The sequence below is a fragment of the Streptomyces sp. genome (genome assembly GCF_031181705.1).
Lineage (GTDB): Bacteria > Actinomycetota > Actinomycetes > Streptomycetales > Streptomycetaceae > Streptomyces.
Genome location: NZ_JAPSKN010000026.1, coordinates 1 through 17,557, shown reverse-complemented (window position 1 = coordinate 17,557; position 17,557 = coordinate 1). Strand labels below are relative to the sequence as shown.

The window sequence follows — 17,557 nt, the reverse complement described above, 5'->3', positions numbered from 1 at the left end:
GTCGGTGTGGTGCCGTCCGGCGTCAGGTCCCGGTGGCCGGTGCGGCCGGTGCGGCCGAGGTCGCTGTGGTGCGGGGGCCGGGGGTGGCCCCGGGCCTCGGTGCGGGACGGTTCCAGCGCCCGGTTCCGGTCTCCGCCGCGTAGGCCGTGGGCGGTACTCCCACCGTCGTCGTGAAGTCGCGCACCAGGTGGGCCTGGTCGGCGTAGCCGAGGTCGGCGGCGAGGGCGGCCCAGTCGACGTCGCTGCGGGTGCCGGCCTGTTCCAGGGCCTCGTGGATGCGGTAGCGCAGGATGATCCACTTGGGGCTGACGCCGACCTGGGCGGCGAAGAGGCGTTGCAGCGCGCGCACCGACAGCCCCTGCGCGCGGGCGAAGTCGCCGACGCGGCGCACGGTGCGGTCGGCGCGGATGCGCCGGACGAGGTCGATCGCGAGGTCGGCCTGGGGGTCCGGGGCGCAGGGCAGGGAGAGCAGGAAGGCGTCGAGGGCGGCCACCCGGGCGCGGTCGTCGGCGCCGGTGACGATGGAACGGGCGGTGTCCTCGGTGATCTGCCGGAACACCTCCTGGGCGGGCAGGGCGCGGCCCGTCCAGTGGGACGCCGGCGTCTCGGGCGTGTACGGCCGGAAGCCGCCCGGGCGGAACTTCGCCCCGCAGACCCGGCCGCGGCCGGTCAGCTTCCGGGTGTAGAGCCCGAGTGCGATGCCGGTGACCTCGGCGTAGGGGGGTCCTTCGTCCTCGTCCCACTGGAAGGTGAGGTTGACGGCCGGGTGCGGGACGATGTGGGAGGCGTAGGGCGCGGGCAGGTCCCAGTCGATCAGCCAGTACCACTCGACGTGGCGGCGCAGCGGTTCGGCGGGCTCGTGGCGGCGGAATCGCACGCGGCTGAGCAGGCCGGACGGGTCGACGATCCCGCGGGTGTCGTGGCGGGGTGCCTCCATGGCCGGATCGTACGTCGCGTTTCTTCAAGAAGGGCAGCCCCGGGTCTTCCTACGGTCGGGGCATGGACACCAACGACATGCGGACGTACGGCATCGGAGAGCTGCTGGAGCTGGCCCGGAAGCGGGCGGTTCCGGTGGTGCGGGGCATCGGGGACGAGGCGCTCGCCGCTCCCACGCCGTGCGCCGAGTATGACGTGCAAGCCCTGGTCAACCATCTGTTCCAGGTGGTCGTGCAGTTCCAGCGGCTGGCCGCGAAGGAGGCGTCGGACTTCGGGGAGCCGGCCGACGTGGTCGCGGCGGACCCCCAGTGGCGGGAGCGGCTGGCGGGGGAGGCGGAGCGGCTGGTGGCGGCCTGGTCCGCGCCCGGTGCCGAGGAGGGCACGACCGGCGGGATGGGCATGCCCGCGCGGCTGGTCGGCTCGATGGCGCTGCTCGATCTGACCGTGCACGTGTGGGACCTGGCGCGGGCGACGGGCCAGGACGACCCGGGTGCCGACGAGGCGGTGGTGGCGGAGCTGGCCGGCGCGGTGGAGGAGCTGGCGCCGACGGCCCGGAGGATGGGCGTCTTCGGGGAGCCGGTGCCCGAGGCCGCGGGCGCGTCGGCGTTCGAGCGGCTGCTGGCGCGGACCGGCAGGAATCCGTCCTGGGAACAATCCCGCGCGCTCCGGCGCTCCCCAGGTATAGTTGAACCATAAACAACCTGGAGGGTGAGCGACCATGCAGTTCGGGATCTTCAGCGTCGGGGACGTCACGCCCGACCCCACCACCGGCCGGACGCCGACCGAGCGCGAGCGGATCAAGGCCATGGTCGCGATCGCGCTGAAGGCCGAGGAGGTGGGCCTGGACGTGTTCGCCACCGGGGAGCACCACAACCCGCCCTTCGTGCCGTCGTCCCCGACCACGATGCTCGGCTACGTCGCCGCCCGCACCGAGCGGCTGATCCTGTCCACGGCCACCACCCTGATCACCACCAACGACCCGGTGAAGATCGCCGAGGACTACGCGATGCTCCAGCACCTGGCCGACGGCCGGGTCGACCTGATGATGGGCCGCGGCAACACCGGTCCGGTCTACCCCTGGTTCGGGCAGGACATCCGCCAGGGCATCAACCTGGCCATCGAGAACTACGCCCTGCTGCGCCGGCTGTGGCGCGAGGACGTCGTGGACTGGGAGGGGAAGTTCCGCACCCCGTTGCAGGGCTTCACCGCCACGCCCCGCCCGCTGGACGGCGTGCCCCCCTTCGTCTGGCACGGCTCGATCCGCTCCCCGGAGATCGCCGAACAGGCCGCCTTCTACGGCGACGGCTTCTTCCACAACAACATCTTCTGGCCGGCCGACCACACCCGGCGCATGGTCGAGCTGTACCGGGAGCGGTACGCGCACTACGGCCACGGCACGCCCGAGCAGGCGATCGTCGGCCTCGGCGGGCACGTGTTCATGCGCAGGAACGCCCAGGACGCCGTCCGCGAGTTCCGGCCCTACTTCGACGTCGCGCCGGTCTACGGGCACGGGCCCTCGCTGGAGGAGTTCATGGACCAGACGCCGCTGACCGTCGGCTCGCCGCAGCAGGTCATCGAGAAGACGCTGGCCTTCCGCGAGTACGCCGGCGACTACCAGCGCCAGCTGTTCCTGATCGACCACGCCGGGCTGCCGCTGAAGACCGTGCTGGAACAGATCGACATGCTGGGCGAGGAGGTCGTGCCGGTGCTCCGCAAGGAGTTCGCCGTGGGCCGCCCGGCGGACGTGCCCGACGCCCCGACGCACGCCTCCCGGCTCGCCGGGACCCGGGGGTGAGAGGGCGGTGGGCACCCGGTCCGCGGCCGTGCCGCCCCTGGTGAGAGGGCAGTAAGAAGGACGCCCCGGCGCAGCTCGTCCCCTCCCGCGGACCCGGCGGCGGGGCACACTGGACGCGTGCCCCACACAGTGCTGCTCGCCGAAGACGACCGCGCCATCCGCAACGCCCTGGAACGCGCCCTGACCCTGGAGGGCTACCGCGTCATGGCCGTCGCCGACGGGGTCGAGGCCCTGGCGCAGGCCCACCGCAACCGCCCGGACGTCCTCGTCCTGGACGTGATGATGCCCGGCATCGACGGGCTCCAGGTGTGCCGCGTGCTGCGCGCCGAGGGCGACCGGACGCCGATCCTGATGCTGACGGCGCTCGTGGAGACCGCCGACCGGATCGCCGGCCTGGACGCGGGCGCCGACGACTACGTCGTCAAGCCCTTCGACGTGGAGGAGGTCTTCGCCCGGCTGCGCGCCCTGCTGCGCCGCACCAGCCCGGTCGCCGCCGTGAGCGCCGCCCCGCCCGCCGAGGCGCCCCGGCCGGTGCAGGAGCGGTTCATCGAGGCCGCCGGCATCCGCATGGACCCGCAGGCCCGCCGCGCCTGGCGGGGCACGCGCGAGCTGGAGCTGACCCGCACCGAGTTCGAGCTGCTGGAGCTGCTGGTCCGCAACGCGGGCATCGTCCTGGACCACTCCATGATCTACGACCGCATCTGGGGCTACGACTTCGGCCCCGGCTCCAAGAACCTCGCCGTCTACGTCGGCTACCTGCGCCGCAAGCTCGACGAGCCGGGCGCGCCGCAGCTGATCCACACGGTGCGCGGCGTGGGTTACGTGCTGCGGGAGGACTGAGTGGGCCGCCTCGGCCGGCTGTGGGCCGGACGCCGGCCGAAGCTGGTCTCGCTGCGCACCACGTTCGCGGTGTCGTTCGCGGCGGTGACGGCGGCCGTGACGATCCTGGTCGGCATCCTGTCGTACAGCGCGGCCGCGCGGCTGGTGCGGGTGGACCAGCAGACCGTGTTCGACGAGGTCGTGCAGGACCTGCGGGACGAGGTCAGCGAGAACCGGATGACCCCCGGTGACTTCTCCTCCGCCGCGCCCGGACACGACCTGGTGCGGCCCGCCCGCACGGACGTGCAGGTGCTGGGCCCGGACGGGCGGGTCGTCGACCGGGGCAGCCCGGGGCTGCCGGTCGTCGGCGCCGACGTGCGGATCGCCGCCGCTGCCGAATCCGGCCGGGTGGTGCAGCACAAGGACGTCGACGTCGGCGACGACGTCTACCGCGTCGCGACCGTCTCCCTCGGCGACGGCCGGGGGGCCGTGCAGGTCGCGCAGGAGTTCAGCGACGTCGAGGACCTGCTGCGGGCGCTCCAGCAGCGCACGCTGGTGCTGATGGCGGCGGTGGTGCTCGGCGCCGGGCTGTTCGGCTGGTGGCTGGCCCGGCGGATCACCCGCCGGCTGGTCGTGCTCACCGACGCCGCCGAGGACGTCGCCCGCACCCGCCGCCTCGGCGTCCAGGTGCCCGTGGCCGGACACGACGAGGTCGGGCGGCTGGGCCGGGCCTTCGACCGCATGCTGGGCCGGCTCGCCCAGTCCGAGGAGGACCAGCGCCGCCTGGTCCAGGACGCCGGCCACGAGCTGCGCACGCCGCTGACCTCCCTGCGGACGAACATCTCCCTGCTCCGCCGCATCGACGAACTCCCGCCCGCCACCCGCGAGGAACTGGTCGCCGACCTCGGCCAGGAGGCCCGCGAGCTGACCGACCTGGTCAACGAGCTCGTCGACCTCGCGGCCGGGCAGTCCGACACGGAACCGCCGCGGCGGGTGGACATCGCCGACCTCGCGGAGGAGGTGGCGGCCCACGCCCGCCGCCGCAGCGGCCGGCGGATCCTGCTGCGCGCCGTCGGCGACACCACGACCGACGGGCGGCCCGGGATGCTGACCCGGGCGCTGTCCAACCTCGTCGAGAACGCCGTGAAGTTCGACCAGGGCGGTGCGGCCCCCATCGAGATCGTCGTCGCCGGACCCGCCCGGCCCGGCACCATCCGCGTCGAGGTCCTCGACCGCGGACCCGGCATGGCGGACAGCGACCTCGTCCGCGTCTTCGACCGCTTCTACCGCGCCGCCGACGCCCGCTCCCTGCCGGGTTCCGGACTGGGCCTGTCCATCGTGCGGGAGGTGGCCCTCGCGCACGGGGGCGCGCCGTTCGCGCTGCGCCGGGACGGGGGCGGAACGGTGATCGGGTTCACGGTCGGCGGGCTGACCCCGGAGGGCTGACCGCCGACGCGACGCCGGCACAGCCGTTCCCCGCACGCGTGTTCACGGACGTCCCCGCCCGAGCAGATATCCGGGGGTGGGGTCGCGAGCGGCGCGCCCCGGGGCGAGGGGAGGACCGGCAGCGTGCTGAGTGACGAGGAGGCCGCCGCCCTGGCGGAGATCGACGAGGCGGCCCTGGCCCGGACCGTGCAGGAACTCATCGCCGTGCCCAGCGTGACCGGCAGCGCCGCCGAGTCGGAGCTGCAGCACCAGCTGGCGGGCCGGCTGGAGTGGCTCGGCCTGGAGACCGACCTGTGGTCCATGGACCTGCCCGCCCTGCGGGCCGAGCCGGACTTCCCGGGCACGGAGGCGCCCCGCGACGAGGCGTGGGGCCTGGTCGGCACGACACCCGACGGCGGCGACGGGCCCACCCTGATCCTCCAGGGCCACGTCGACGTCGTACCGCCCGGCGACCTCACCGCCTGGGACGGCGACCCGTTCGTGCCCCGGGTGACCGGGGACGTCGTGCACGGGCGCGGCGCCTGCGACATGAAGGCCGGCATCGCCGCGCAGCTCGCCGCGCTGGGCGCGATCCGCGCGGCCGGGATCCGCCTGCGCGGCCGGGTCGCCGCGCACTTCGTCGTCGGCGAGGAGGACGGCGGCCTCGGCGCCTTCGGCACCCTGCGGCGCGGTCACCGCGGCGACGCCTGCGTCATCGCCGAGCCCACGGCGGGCACCCTGATCACCGCCAACGCGGGCGCCCTGACGTTCCGCCTCACCGTGCCCGGCCGGGCCGCCCACGCCGGCTCCCGGGAGCGGGGCGTGAGCGCGATCGACGCGTACCTGCCGCTGCACCGGGCCCTGGCCCGCCTGGAGACCGTACGCAACACCGACCCCGACCCGCTGCTGGCGGAGTACCCCCTCCCCTACGCCCTGTCCGTCGGCACGGTGCGCTCCGGCGACTGGGCGAGCAGCGTCCCCGACCTGCTCGTCGCCGAGGGCCGGCTGGGGGTGCGCCTCGACGAGGACCCGGCCGACGCGCGCCGCGCCCTGGAGGAGTGCGTGGCCGAGGCCTGCGCCGCCGACCCGTGGCTGCGCGCCCACCCGCCGGCCGTGACCTGGCCGGGCGGCCAGTTCGCCCCCGGCCGCCTGCCCGACGGCCACCGGCTGCCCGGCGTCCTGCGCGGCGCCTGGTCCGACACGGCGGGCGGCCCCGCCCTGCGCGAACGCGGCGCGACCTACGGCAGCGACCTGCGCCTGTACGCCGCCGCCGGCATCCCCACGCTGCAGTTCGGGCCCGGAGACATCCAGGTGGCGCACAGCGCGGGGGAGCGGGTGTCGATACGCGAGACGCTGGCGGTGGCCCGGGCGCTGGTGGTGGCGGTGCTGCGGACGGTGGGGACGAAGTGAGCGACAGCCGGGCGCGGGCCGGCTACCCCTTGAGCCCGTAGAAGCGGATCGGTGAGTTCGGCTCGAAACCGATCCGTGGGTACACCGGCGCTCCCACCGCCGTCGCGTGCAGGGTCGCCCGGGTCAGCCCGGTGGCCCGGGCCCCCTCGTACAGGGCCTTGCGGGTCACCGCTTCCCCGTAGCCCCGGCGTTCGCAGGCCGGGTCGGTGGCCACGAGGATGACGAAAAGGCGACCCTGGGCCGCCACGGTGGCGGCGCAGGTGACGGGGACGCCGTCGCGCAGGCCGAGATAGGCGTGCACCCCGCTCTTCCACAGCGCGGAGCCGGCCAGGCCGTCGCGGCCGTCCTCCAGCGGGAAGCCGTAGGCCCGCGCGTTGAGGTCCGCGTAGGCCCGCAGCCGCTCGTCGTCGGTGACGCGGGTGAACGTCAGCTCGGGGTGGGCCGGTTCGGGCAGGGACGGCAGGTCGGCCGCCATGCCGGTGCCGGGGAAGGCGTAGGCGAGCCCGGCCGCGTCGGCGGCCTCCCCGAGCCCCGCACGGGCCTGCTCGTCGAGGAGGTCCTCGAAGACCCACAGGAACCCGGGCCGCTCCTTCGCCCGCATCACCTGCGCCGCCTCGTCGAGCCGCTGCTTCATCAGCGCGGCGTCCGCGCCGACGTCCGTCAGCGTGACGCAGTTCCAGAACGCGAACCGGCAGTCGGCCCACCGCACGGCGATCCCCGGCAGGTCGCGGACGTCGGAGCGCGGGTCACGGTCGAGCACCATCGCCCGCCAGACCAGGGCGAGCTGTTCCATCGATTCGACCGAGTCCGCGCGACGGTGCATGAGACCCCCAAGGTTGTCGGAAGGGCGCGAGCCGCACGGACAGTACACGCCCGCCACGGCCCGGGGACGGGTACCGGCCAGATCGTCAACCGGGGGCAACGGCACGGTCTCGGATCGCCGTTCGAGATGCCATCCGTTCCCCTGAAATACGGCGCCAGGCCGTGTGTCCGGCAGCCGGCTCGCCATTGTGCTGGTCGGGTCTGTCCCAACCGCGAACGGAGCCGCCCTGTGCGAATGTCTGATATCCAGCGCTGCGAGGTCCGGCCTGGACGACTTGTCGAATGGACCCTCAGTCCGGCCACCGTCGCGACGGCGAAGGCGCTGCCGGAGGACTCCCGGCCGCCCGCCTACATCCAGGAGTCCCACCTGCGGACGGCGCGGTCGGTGCGCGAGGACGGCCTGTTCGTGCCGACCTGGATCGGCGCGGCCTTCGACCTGCCCGGCCGGGCCGACCTCGACGCGCTGGGCGCGGCGCTGCGCGGCTGGACGCTCCGGCACGAGACGCTGCGCAGCGGATTCCGCTGGGCGGGCGGGCCCGGCGACTCGATCCGCCGCTTCACGCTCGACGCGGACTCCGTGTCCCTGCACCGCGAGGACGTCGGCGACTTCACCGACCCCGCGGCCCTGGCCCAGCACCTCCAGGACCGCTTCGACACCACGGCGGACGCCCTGCGCTGGCCCAACCTCATCTACACGGCCGTCGTCCGCGACGACAGCACCAGCGTGTACATGGCCTTCGACCACAGCAACGTCGACGCGTTCTCGATCTACCGCATGCCGGCCGAGATCCGCGAGCTGTACGCCGCCCACCGCACCGGCCGCACCCCGGACCGGGCGCCGGTCAGCAGCTACGTCGACTTCTGCGAGGCCGAGCGCGCGGACGCGGACCGGATCGACGCCGATCACGAGATCGTCGCCCGCTGGCGGGAGTTCATCCGGCGCTGTGACGGGCGGCTGCCCGGCTTCCCCGTCGACCTCGGGCTCGAGCCCGAGGGCGGGTTGCCCACCCAGAAGCTGATGCGGGAGATGCTCGTGGACGCGGACGCCGCCGCCGCGTTCGAGGCGTACTGCCGTCCGTGCGGCGGCACCCTGGTCGGGCTGCTGGCGGCGACCGCCCTGATCGTCCACGAGATCGGCGGCGAGCCCGTCTACCGCACCGTGGTGCCCTTCCACACGCGGGCGAGGTCGGCGTACTCGGACTCCGTCGGCTGGTACGTCGGGGGCGCGCCGATCGAGGTGCCCGTGGCCCGCACGCCCGACTTCCCGGCCGCGCTGACGACCGTGCGCAACGCGCTGCACGCCGCCCGGCCGCTGGCCCGCATGCCGCTCGCCCGGGTGCTGCGGCTGCTCGGCGCCGACTTCCGGCCGACCTCCCCCGACATGTACTCGATCGTGTCGTACACCGACACCCGGGACATCCCGGACTCCACGACCTGGACCGAGCGCCACGCCTACGGCCTGATCCGGGTGTCCTACGGCGACCAGGTCTGCGCCTGGGTGACCCGGCTGCACGAGGGGCTGTGGTTCGCGGCCCGCCTCCCGGACACCGACGTCGCGCACAAGAACCTGCGGCTGTACGCCGACCGGCTGCGCGACATCATCCTGTCGGTCGCGGACCGCGCCCCCCACACCAGGCGGTGAGCCGCCCCCGGGCTACACGCCCGCGTACGAGTGCAGGCCGGACACGAACATGTTCACGCCGTAGTAGTTGAACAGCCAGCAGGCGAAGGCGAGCAGGGCCAGGTAGGCGGCCTTGCGGCCCTTCCAGCCGGCCGTGGCGCGGGCGTGCAGGTAACCGGCGTAGGCGACCCAGGTGATGAAGGACCAGGTCTCCTTGGGGTCCCAGCCCCAGTAGCGGCCCCAGGCGTCGCCCGCCCAGATCGCGCCCGCGATGATCGTGAAGGTCCACAGCGGGAAGACGGCGGCGTTGACGCGGTACGAGAACTTGTCCAGGGAGGCGGCGGAGGGCAGCCGCTCCAGCACGGAGGTCGCGAAGGTGCCGGGACGGCCGCCGCTGGCGAGCTTGTTCTCGTAGGAGTCCTTGAACAGGTACAGGATCGTGCCGACCGCGCCCACGTAGAAGACCGCGCCGCAGAAGATCGCGGTGGAGACGTGGATGTACAGCCAGTACGAGTGCAGGGCCGGGACCAGCTGGTCGCTCGCCGTGTACAGGACCGTGACGGCGAGGCCCAGGTCCAGCAGGACGGTGGTGGTCAGGAACAGGCCGAGCCAGCGGACGTTCTTCTTCAGCGCCAGCAGGCCGAGGTACACGCCGACGGCGACCGTGGAGAACGTGATGTTGAACTCGTACATGTTGCCCCACGGGGCCCGCTCCACCGAGGCCGCGCGGGCGATGACGCCGCCGAGCTCGACGAGGAACGCGACCACGGTGAGGGAGATGGCGATCCGGCCGTACAGGTCGCCCTGCTCGTCACCGCCGTGCGCCCCCGGGCCGTCCGGCACGTCCCGCTGGCCGGCCGCGGCCCGCACGGTGACCTTCGGGCGCTCCAGGACGGCGGTGCCTCCCGCCTGGCTGACCGTGACGGCGGGCGCCTTCTTCGCCGCGGGCGTCGCCGTGAGCGCGGCCGCGGTGCGGGCGACCTTGCTGCGGCTGCCGAAGAGCCATTCGGCGATGTACGCGAAGAAGGCCAGGGTGTAGACGGCCATCGCGGAGTAGATCAGCGTGTTGCTGATGTTGGCGAGGTTCTCGTTCGTCGCGGCGGCGAGCGTCACTGCTTCTCAGCCCCTTCGGCAGGTACGGGGGTCGTGGTGCCCGGCTCCTGGTCGGGGTCGGGGGAATCTGCGGGGTCGGGCGCTGCGGGCGCCTGGTCGTACAGGGTCCCGGCGAGGTCCCCCAGTTCCTCGGGGACCTTCGCGGACTCGCTGCGGCCGAGGCCGGCCATCTCGACGACGGTGACGCCGTCGGCGCCCCGGACCGCGCGGACCCAGACGCGGCGGCGCTGGATGAACAGCGAGCCGGCCAGTCCGAAGATCGCGGCGACGGCGCCGCCCAGGGCCCAGCCGCTGGCGGGCTGCTGGGTGATCTGGAACTGCGCCCACTCCTTGACGTCCTTCTCGAAGGTGATCGAGCCGGCGCCGTTCGGCAGCTGCATGGTCTGGCCGGGCTTGAGCAGCTTCTTCAGCAACTCGCCCTCGGAGTTCTTGAACTCCTTCATGTTCTTCTTGTCGAGCTGGTACACGCTCTGCGGCAGGCCCGAGTCGACGCCCAGGTCGCCGTGGTACGCGTTCAGCGCGAGCACCGGGCTCATCAGTGCCGGGAACTGGGAGACCATCGCGCCGCCGTTGTAGGTGGGCACGAAGAACGCCTGGAAGCCGAGCTGTTCCTTCTCGCCCTTGGCGTTGCGGTAGCCGTCCATGACCTTGATGGCGCCGGAGGAGGTCGCGAAGCCGTCCAGCGGCAGCAGCGGCACGGCGTCGCGGTAGACGACGCGGCCCTTGCCGTCGCGGACGGTGACGACCGGGGCGTAGCCGTGGGCGGCGAGGTAGACCTTGGTGTCGCCGATGGTGAGCGGCTCGTTGACCTTGATGGTCTTGTGCCGGTCCTTGCCGTAGGCGCCCTCGCTGTAGTCGACGGTCGCCTGGTACGTGCGCGGGGTCCCCCGGTTGGGGCCGCTCATCTCGTAGGTGCCCTCGAAGTCCTTCAGGCGGAAGCTGAAGGGGTTCAGGTCGTCCTGGGTGAAGAGGTTGCCGGACTTGAAGTCGTCGTACTGGGTGAGGGTGTTGGAGAAGCCGTCGCCCTCGACGACCAGCTTGAAGCCCTCGGCCTTGAACAGCTGGCCCCAGGCGAAGGCGATCAGCATCACGATCAGGGCGAGGTGGAAGACGAGGTTGCCGACCTCGCGCAGGTAGCCCTTCTCGGCGGCGACCGCGTCACCGGCGAGGTGCGCGCGGAAGCGGCGCTTCTTCAGCAGGGCGAGCGCGGCGGCGCGGACCTGCTCGGGTTCGGCCGTGGTGCGCCATGTGGTGTGGGCGGGCAGCCGGGTCAGCCGCCTGGGCGCGCCCGGCGGGCGGCCGCGCAGCTGGCCGACGAACTGCCAGGTGCGGGGCACGATGCAGCCGATGAGCGAGACGAACAGCAGGATGTAGATAGCGGAGAACCACACCGAGCTGTAGACGTGGAACAGCCCGAGCTTGTCGTAGACGTCACCGAGGGTGGGGTTCTTCTCGCGGAACTCGGCGACCTTGGTGGCGTCGATGCCGGTCTGCGGGATCAGCGAGCCGGGGATCGCGCCCAGCGACAGCAGCAACAGCAGCAGCAGCGCGACCCGCATGGAGGTGAGCTGCCGCCAGAACCAGCGGGCCCAGCCGACGACCCCGAGGGAGGGCAGGCTGGGCGACTCCTCCTTCGGCGCGGTGGACAGCTGGGCTCCGGCGTCGCCGAGGTCGGTGTCCTCGGGGCCGCCGGCGGGGGCCGGGTCGGTGGTGCTGGTCTTGCTCATCGGTCAGATCCCCACAGTGAAGCCGTTGGACCAGGTCTGCATCTCCTGCACGATGCGGTCCCAGGCGCCGGTCAGCAGCAGCAGACCGGTGATGATCATCATGCTGCCGCCGATGCGCATCACCCAGACGTAGTGGCGCTTGACCCAGCCGAAGGCGCCCAGCGCCTTGCGGAAGGCGACCGCGGCAAGCACGAAGGGCACCCCGAGACCGAGGCAGTACGCCACCGTCAGTATGGCGCCGCGCCCCGCGCTGCCCTGGTTGGAGGAGAGCGCCAGCACGGAGGCGAGGGTGGGGCCGATGCAGGGCGTCCAGCCGATGCCGAACAGCGCGCCCAGCAGCGGCGCCCCGACCAGGCCGGTCACCGGCCGCTTGTGGAGGCGGAACTCGCGCTGGGTCATCCAGGGCATCAGCCCCATGAAGAACACGCCCATGAGGATCATGAGCCCGCCGAGGACCTTGGACAGCACGCCCCGGTTGGCCTGGAGCGTGTCGCCGAAGTAGCCGAACAGCGCCCCGGAGGAGACGAACACGGCCGTGAAGCCGAGCACGAACAGGGAGGCGCCGGCGACCATCCGGCCGCGCCGGGCCTCGGCCAGGTCGGTGCCCGTGACGCCGGTCACGTAGGAGAGGTAGCCGGGGACGAGCGGCAGGACGCACGGGGAGAAGAAGGAGACGAGACCGCCGAGCAGCGCGATGGGCAGGGCCGCCAGCAGGGCGCCGTTGAGCACCGTGCCGTTGTAGCCCGTCGCCGCGAGCGTGGTGACTGCGGAGGTCACGTCACTTCTCCGCGAGGACCGGGGCGATCATCTTGCGCAGCTTCTCCTCGCTCAGCGCCTGGAGGGAGCGGGCGGCGATCCGGCCCTCCCGGTCGAAGACGAGGGTGGAGGGGATCGCCTGCGGGTTGAGGGTGCCGCGCTCGAACCGGAGCATCAGCTTGCCCGTCGGGTCGTACAGGCTCGGGTACGTCACCCCGTAGGCCTTCTCGAAGGCGAGGGCCGGGCCGGTGCTGGTGTCGCGGGTGTTGATGCCGACGAACTGCACGCCCTCGTCCTTCAGGTCCTGGGAGACCTTCTGGAAGCCGGGGGCCTCGGCGCGGCAGGGCGGGCACCAGGAGCCCCAGACGTTGACGACGACGACCTTGCCCTTGTAGTCGTCGACGTCCAGCTGCTTGCCGTCGACGGTCTTGCCGGACAGGTCCGGGGCGTCCGCGCGCTCGCCCTTGTCGGCCGTGGCGATGCCGTCCTTGCCCAGGACGAAGTTGGTGTCACCGCCCCCGCCCGACGTCCCGCCGGAGCTGCACGCGGACAGGGTCAGCGCGGCGGCCGCGGCACCGGCGGTGAGCAGGGCGGCGCGGCTGCGGGTGCGGGTCGAGCGCTGGGGGGCGCGGCTGGCGGCACTCATGTGAAAAGTTTCGCATGTCCGTTCCGGGGATCTCGCCCACCCCCCTTGCGGGCGGAAAACCGCATTTCAGGCGGCGTTGGAGGAGGGCGAACCCGAGCCCGTGGGGGTGGCCCCCAGGAACTCCCGCCAGCCGCCCGCCGGCTGCTGCCCGACGTCGAGGGTCCGCAGCTTCGCCAGCACCTCGGGCCGCTGCGCGTCCATCCAGTCGACGTACTGCCGGAAAGAGACCAGGCGCACATCCCCGCCCTTGTCCTTCTCGCGCGCGATGTACCTGAAGGCCTCCTCGACGGCGTCCATGTAGATGCCGCCGTTCCACTGCTCGAAGTGGTTGCCGATGAACAGCGGCGCCCGGTTCGTCTCGTATGCCCGCTTGAATCCCTGGATGTAAGCCTGGGCCGCCTGCTCGCGCCAGCGGGGGTAGTTGTGCGCGGGGGCCTTCGTGGAGTTCAGGGACTGGTTGGCCAGCATGTTGTAGTCCATGGAGAGGACCTCGAAGCGGCGGCCGGGGAAGGGTATCTGCTGCAGCGGCAGGTCCCAGATGCCCTGCCGCTTCACCGGCCACACCTGGCGGCCGCCCGGGGAGGAGGCGTCGTAGCGCCAGCCGAGCGCGCGGGCGGCGGGGAGCAGGTTGTCCTGGCCGAGCAGACAGGGCGTCCGGCCGCCGACGAGTTCCTTGTCGTAGTCGAACGGCAGCGCCGGCAGGTCCGTCCAGCCGGTGTGGGTGCGCCACTGCTTCACGAACGACTTCGCCTGGTCGATCTCGCTGCGCCACTGCCGCGACGTCCAGTTCTTGACCGAGCCGCGGGACTCGCCGCAGAAGTGACCGTTGAAGTGCGTGCCGATCTCGTGGCCCTCCAGCCAGGCGCGGCGGACGTTCTTCAGGGTGTCCCTGATGTGCGCGTCGGTGAGGTAGCCGATGTCGGAGGCGCCGCGCGGGTTGTTCGGCGGGTCGTAGAGGCGCTTCTTCGCCTCGGGCAGCAGGTACAGCCCGGACAGGAAGAAGGTCATGCTCGCGCCGTGCTCCTTCGCCAGGTCCAGGAAGCGCGGGAAGAGGCCGTTGCCGACCTCGCCGGCGCCGTCCCAGGAGAACACGACGAACTGCGGGGGCGCCTGACCCGGCTCCAGCGGCTCGGGCGCGGCGGGCTGGTGGGGCTGCTTGCCGGTGTAGGCGGTGGAGCCGTCGCCGATGGGGCGGGCGGTGGGCCCGGGCTTCGGCCGGCCCTGCGCGCTGTCACCGCCGGAACCGTCGGCGTGGCTCGCGTCGTCCGACCCCGTGAGGCCGGCGCACCCGGCGAGCGAGACAGCGGCGGCGGCTCCCGCGCCGAGTGAGAGCATTCCCCTGCGGGAGTAAGGGCGCATTGCTTCCCCGATCCGTCACGTTCTCTGGTGGTCACCCGGTCAGAGGACGTGACGGTCGGGAAGGTTCCGTCTGAATGCGCAGATTCCGTAACGAAGGAGTCAAAAGCGATCGGAAAGGGTCAGGCCCGTCGTGGGCCGGCAGACCCTAGGCGCCGAACGCCTTGTCCTTGCCCTTCACCGGCTTCGCGCCCGCGAGGAGATGCGCCGGGACGAGGTCGCGGGCCGGCTCGCTGTAGCCGACGGAGACGATCCGGTCGCCCCGGTACGTGAAGGTCGTCAGCGAGGCGAGGGTGCACTGCCGCTTGCGCGGGTCGTGCCACAGCCGCCGCCGCTCGACGTAGGACCGCACGATCCAGATGGGCAGCTGGTGGCTGACCACGACCGCCTCGTGCCCGCGGGCCTTGTCCTTCGCCGCCCCCAGCGCGCTCATCATCCGCACGACCTGGTCCACGTACGGCTCGCCCCAGGACGGCCGGAACGGGTTGACCAGGTGCCGCCAGTTGCCGGGCCTGCGCAGCGCCCCGTCCCCGACGCCGAACGTCTTGCCCTGGAAGATGTTCTCGGCCTCGATCAGCCGCTCGTCCGTCGCGAGGTCCAGCCCGTGCGCCTTGGCGATCGGCTCGGCCGTCTCCTGCGCGCGCTCCAGCGGCGAGGCGACGACGTACGTCACATCCCGCGGGGCCAGGTGCTCGGCGACCCGGTCGGCCATGCGGCGGCCGAGGTCGGAGAGGTGGTAGCCGGGCAGCCGGCCGTAGAGGATGCCGTCCGGGTTGGCGACCTCGCCGTGCCGCATGAGATGGACGACGGTGATGTCCTGGTCGCTCTTGCTGCTGCTCTTGTCGCTGTTGGGGTTCGTCACGTCGCTCATGCCGTCGCCTCCGCCGCCGCGCGGGCCGCCGCCGGGAGGGCGTCGGCGATCTTCTGCAGGGCCCGCTCGTCGTGCGCGGTGGACACGAACCAGGACTCGAAGGAGGACGGCGGCAGGTAGACGCCGTGCGCGAGCATCGCGTGGAAGAACGCGGTGAAGCGGAAGGACTCCTGCGCCTTGGCGTCCTCGTAGTCGCGCACCGGCCGGTCGGTGAAGAACACCGAGAACATGTTGGAGGCGGTCTGCAGCCGGTGCGCGACGCCCTCCTTGGCCAGGGCCTCGGTGACCAGGCCCTGGATCTGCTTCGACACGGCGTCGACCTTCGCGTACGCCGCGTCGTCGAGCAGCCGCAGCTGGGCGAGGCCGGCGGCGGTGGCGACCGGGTTCCCGGAGAGGGTGCCGGCCTGGTAGACGGGCCCGGCCGGGGCGAGGTGCGCCATCACGTCCGCGCGTCCGCCGAAGGCCGCGGCCGGGAAGCCGCCGCCCATCACCTTGCCGAAGGTCATCAGGTCCGGGACCACGCCGTCGACCCCGAACCACCCCGCGCGGCTGGTCCGGAAGCCGGTCATCACCTCGTCGGAGATGTACAGGGCGCCGTTGTCCGAGCAGAGGTCCTTCAGGCCCTGGTTGAACCCCTCGGCGGGCGGTACGACGCCCATGTTGCCCGGGGAGGCCTCGGTGATCACGCAGGCGATCTCGCCGGGGTGGGCCCGGAAGGCCTCGCGCACGGCGTCGAGGTCGTTGTAGGGCAGGACGATCGTGTCGCCGGCCTGGGCGCCCGTGACGCCCGGGGTGTCGGGCAGCGCGAAGGTGGCGACGCCGCTGCCGGCCGCGGCGAGCAGCGAGTCGACGTGGCCGTGGTAGCACCCGGCGAACTTGATCACCTTGGTGCGCTGCGTGAACCCGCGCGCGAGCCGGATCGCCGACATGGTCGCCTCGGTGCCGCTGGACACGAGCCGCACCCGCTCCAGCGGCGCGACCCGGGCGATCATCTCCTCGGCGAGCGCGACCTCGCCCTCGCCGGGCGTGCCGAAGGACGTGCCGCGGGCGACGGCGTCCTGCACGGCGGCTATCACCTCGGGGTGCGCGTGCCCGAGGATCATCGGACCCCAGGAGCACACCAGGTCCACGTACTCCCGCCCGTCGGCGTCCGTCAGATACGGGCCCGACCCGGACACCATGAACCGGGGGGTGCCGCCGACGGCCCGGAAGGCCCGGACCGGGGAGTTCACGCCGCCGGGCGTGACGGCGGCCGCGCGGTCGAACAGAGCCTGCGAGGCCGGTGCTTCATACGGATATGACAGTTCGCTCATGACCTGCGACTTCTCCGACCTTCTCCGACGTAGTCGGGCTCCGGGTGCCAGTGACCTGTTCAGGGTAGGCCAGGGGGCCGCGGGCACGGGCGTGGGACAACCGGACCCCCGGCTCCCGGCGTCTGCGAGACTGGGACCTGATACACACAGCTCGAGCGGCCCCAGGCTGGTCGGAGGCTGCGAAGATCCCTGCGGACAGATGTTTCAGCGCACGTTTCGGCGGGCGGCCGTGGGGGAGGTCACTGACACGATGATCGGGTTGCGCGGCGGGGGCGACGCGTCCTAGAAAAGCAGTCGGGTGGAGATATGCATCGCGGTGGCGGACTGGGCGAGGGGACTGATGACCTGGGTCCTCGACGTGCCCGGCGGGGAAGGCACCGGCGCGAAGCGGAGGACACGCAGGAGACACGTCAGGCACAGGGTCGGCCGAGTGAACCGGAGCGCCTCGACGGACGTACTGAACGCCGAATGGGCGATCTTCGGGCCGGGAGCGGGAATGGTGGTCGGGTGGGGGTGACGTACAAGTACTTCGGCGCGCCCGACGGCGCCACCGCGGCCCGCGTCCCGATCTCGATGCGTCCCGAGGAACTCGGCGGCGACGAGCTCGGCATGAACGGGATGTTCACGAAGATCAAGCCGGAGACCATGGCCGCGATGGTCCTGACGGGCATCGAGGGCGTCCCCCTGCACAAGGTCCCGCCGCTGGAACTGGTCGTCCTGCACCCCGACTACGCCGTCGTCAAACTCCCCATGACGGTCGTCGACCCCCTGCGCGGCATCGGCGAGGAGGCGGTCGGAGCGGCGGCCTTCATCTGGTCGACGGTCCCGGACCGCGGCGGACCGCGGGACGCGTTCAACGTGTACCAACTGCTGCACGAGTGGCAGGACTTCAGCCACCGGTTGCATGAGGCGGGGCATCAGGCTTATTGCCTGGTGTGGCCCTGAGC

At 72.5% G+C, this 17,557-nt stretch carries 16 protein-coding genes; 7 read left to right on the top strand and 9 right to left on the bottom strand.

Features of this window, described 5'->3' with window-relative positions:
• Nucleotides 1–22 precede the first annotated feature (22 nt).
• Nucleotides 23–937 (bottom strand): AraC family transcriptional regulator, encoded by a 915-nt coding sequence (locus RIN80_RS08225; protein ID WP_309094850.1) that lies wholly within the window; start codon nucleotides 935–937, stop codon nucleotides 23–25.
• Between the two features lie 62 nt (nucleotides 938–999).
• Here RIN80_RS08225 and RIN80_RS08220 point away from each other — a divergent pair, with 62 nt between their 5' ends.
• The 5 genes from RIN80_RS08220 to RIN80_RS08200 all read left to right on the top strand — a co-directional run bounded on the left by RIN80_RS08220 (nucleotide 1,000) and on the right by RIN80_RS08200 (nucleotide 6,385).
• Complete coding sequence (locus RIN80_RS08220; protein WP_309094849.1) at nucleotides 1,000–1,632, top strand: TIGR03086 family metal-binding protein; 633 nt, start codon at nucleotides 1,000–1,002, stop codon at nucleotides 1,630–1,632.
• A 22-nt stretch (nucleotides 1,633–1,654) separates the two neighbouring features.
• Entirely contained in the window at nucleotides 1,655–2,731 is a 1,077-nt protein-coding gene (locus RIN80_RS08215; RefSeq protein ID WP_309094848.1) for an LLM class flavin-dependent oxidoreductase, read from the top strand.
• 117 nt (nucleotides 2,732–2,848) lie between these two features.
• Nucleotides 2,849–3,571 (top strand): response regulator transcription factor, encoded by a 723-nt coding sequence (locus RIN80_RS08210; protein ID WP_309094847.1) that lies wholly within the window; start codon nucleotides 2,849–2,851, stop codon nucleotides 3,569–3,571.
• On the top strand, nucleotides 3,572–4,996 hold the full coding sequence (locus RIN80_RS08205) for a HAMP domain-containing sensor histidine kinase (RefSeq protein WP_309094846.1): 1,425 nt from the start codon (nucleotides 3,572–3,574) through the stop codon (nucleotides 4,994–4,996).
• 123 nt (nucleotides 4,997–5,119) lie between these two features.
• Nucleotides 5,120–6,385, top strand: coding sequence for an ArgE/DapE family deacylase (locus tag RIN80_RS08200; protein ID WP_309094845.1), 1,266 nt, complete (start codon nucleotides 5,120–5,122; stop codon nucleotides 6,383–6,385).
• Between the two features lie 22 nt (nucleotides 6,386–6,407).
• Here RIN80_RS08200 and RIN80_RS08195 read toward each other — a convergent pair whose 3' ends face one another.
• Nucleotides 6,408–7,208, bottom strand: coding sequence for a GNAT family N-acetyltransferase (locus RIN80_RS08195; protein WP_309094844.1), 801 nt, complete (start codon nucleotides 7,206–7,208; stop codon nucleotides 6,408–6,410).
• A gap of 228 nt (nucleotides 7,209–7,436) precedes the next feature.
• On the opposite strand from RIN80_RS08195, the gene RIN80_RS08190 reads away from it, so the two are divergent.
• Nucleotides 7,437–8,849: a condensation domain-containing protein gene (locus RIN80_RS08190; RefSeq protein ID WP_309094843.1), complete on the top strand. Its 1,413-nt coding sequence runs from the start codon at nucleotides 7,437–7,439 to the stop codon at nucleotides 8,847–8,849.
• A gap of 12 nt (nucleotides 8,850–8,861) precedes the next feature.
• Here the strand turns inward: RIN80_RS08190 and ccsB are convergent, their stop codons facing one another.
• From ccsB to hemL, 7 genes are all read right to left on the bottom strand, one after another.
• Nucleotides 8,862–9,941: a c-type cytochrome biogenesis protein CcsB gene (gene ccsB, locus RIN80_RS08185; RefSeq protein ID WP_309094842.1), complete on the bottom strand. Its 1,080-nt coding sequence runs from the start codon at nucleotides 9,939–9,941 to the stop codon at nucleotides 8,862–8,864.
• Nucleotides 9,938–11,668, bottom strand: a complete 1,731-nt coding sequence (locus RIN80_RS08180) for a cytochrome c biogenesis protein ResB (protein ID WP_309094841.1) — start codon at nucleotides 11,666–11,668, stop codon at nucleotides 9,938–9,940. The genes ccsB and RIN80_RS08180 overlap by 4 nt, the downstream gene beginning before the upstream one ends.
• 3 nt (nucleotides 11,669–11,671) lie before the next feature.
• The gene (locus tag RIN80_RS08175) at nucleotides 11,672–12,445 is read right to left on the bottom strand and encodes a cytochrome c biogenesis protein CcdA (protein WP_309094840.1); all 774 of its coding nucleotides are present in this window, start codon (nucleotides 12,443–12,445) and stop codon (nucleotides 11,672–11,674) included.
• A 1-nt stretch (nucleotide 12,446) separates the two neighbouring features.
• Complete coding sequence (locus RIN80_RS08170) at nucleotides 12,447–13,070, bottom strand: TlpA disulfide reductase family protein (protein ID WP_309094839.1); 624 nt, start codon at nucleotides 13,068–13,070, stop codon at nucleotides 12,447–12,449.
• Between the two features lie 66 nt (nucleotides 13,071–13,136).
• Entirely contained in the window at nucleotides 13,137–14,405 is a 1,269-nt protein-coding gene (locus RIN80_RS08165; protein WP_309094838.1) for a hypothetical protein, read from the bottom strand.
• 169 nt (nucleotides 14,406–14,574) lie between these two features.
• The gene (locus RIN80_RS08160) at nucleotides 14,575–15,297 is read right to left on the bottom strand and encodes a histidine phosphatase family protein (RefSeq protein WP_309094837.1); all 723 of its coding nucleotides are present in this window, start codon (nucleotides 15,295–15,297) and stop codon (nucleotides 14,575–14,577) included.
• Nucleotides 15,294–16,610, bottom strand: coding sequence for a glutamate-1-semialdehyde 2,1-aminomutase (gene hemL / locus RIN80_RS08155; protein WP_309094836.1), 1,317 nt, complete (start codon nucleotides 16,608–16,610; stop codon nucleotides 15,294–15,296). Before hemL ends, RIN80_RS08160 begins: the two co-directional genes overlap by 4 nt.
• A 507-nt stretch (nucleotides 16,611–17,117) precedes the next feature.
• Between hemL and RIN80_RS08150 the strand changes: the two genes are divergently transcribed.
• Nucleotides 17,118–17,555, top strand: coding sequence for a hypothetical protein (locus RIN80_RS08150; RefSeq protein WP_003992141.1), 438 nt, complete (start codon nucleotides 17,118–17,120; stop codon nucleotides 17,553–17,555).
• The last annotated feature ends 2 nt before the right edge of the window (nucleotides 17,556–17,557 follow it).

Bases quoted from the DNA above. Each gene is read 5' to 3' on its own strand.
- hemL (WP_309094836.1), bottom strand. From the start codon at position 16,610: ATGAGCGAACTGTCATATCCGTATGAAGCACCGGCCTCGCAGGCTCTG.
- RIN80_RS08215 (WP_309094848.1), top strand. From the start codon at position 1,655: ATGCAGTTCGGGATCTTCAGCGTCGGGGACGTCACGCCCGACCCCACC.
- RIN80_RS08225 (WP_309094850.1), bottom strand. From the start codon at position 937: ATGGAGGCACCCCGCCACGACACCCGCGGGATCGTCGACCCGTCCGGC.
- RIN80_RS08195 (WP_309094844.1), bottom strand. From the start codon at position 7,208: ATGCACCGTCGCGCGGACTCGGTCGAATCGATGGAACAGCTCGCCCTG.
- RIN80_RS08180 (WP_309094841.1), bottom strand. From the start codon at position 11,668: ATGAGCAAGACCAGCACCACCGACCCGGCCCCCGCCGGCGGCCCCGAG.
- RIN80_RS08160 (WP_309094837.1), bottom strand. From the start codon at position 15,297: ATGAGCGACGTGACGAACCCCAACAGCGACAAGAGCAGCAGCAAGAGC.
- RIN80_RS08165 (WP_309094838.1), bottom strand. From the start codon at position 14,405: ATGCTCTCACTCGGCGCGGGAGCCGCCGCCGCTGTCTCGCTCGCCGGG.
- RIN80_RS08220 (WP_309094849.1), top strand. From the start codon at position 1,000: ATGGACACCAACGACATGCGGACGTACGGCATCGGAGAGCTGCTGGAG.
- RIN80_RS08170 (WP_309094839.1), bottom strand. From the start codon at position 13,070: ATGAGTGCCGCCAGCCGCGCCCCCCAGCGCTCGACCCGCACCCGCAGC.